Genomic DNA, 257 nt, shown 5'->3' with positions numbered 1-257 from the left:
CTGCTCCCCGTTCGCTCGCCGCTACTGGGGGAATCTCGGTTGATTTCTTTTCCTCGGGGTACTTAGATGTTTCAGTTCCCCCGGTTCGCTTCATTACGCTATGTATTCACGTAATGATAGTGTGTCGAAACACACTGGGTTTCCCCATTCGGAAATCGCCGGTTATAACGGTTCATATCACCTTACCGACGCTTATCGCAGATTAGCACGTCCTTCATCGCCTCTGACTGCCAGGGCATCCACCGTGTACGCTTAGT

1 rRNA gene is annotated in these 257 nt (G+C 51.4%); it reads right to left on the bottom strand.

The features are described 5' to 3' along the window. Window positions 1–257, bottom strand: a 23S ribosomal RNA gene (locus NNO03_RS22630); the annotation flags it as partial.

The organism is Citrobacter sp. Igbk 16, from assembly GCF_028069755.1.
In the GTDB taxonomy this organism is placed as follows: Bacteria; Pseudomonadota; Gammaproteobacteria; order Enterobacterales; family Enterobacteriaceae; genus Citrobacter.
The sequence above is the reverse complement of the archived record's forward strand: the minus strand, read 5'-3'. Positions and strand labels throughout refer to the sequence as shown.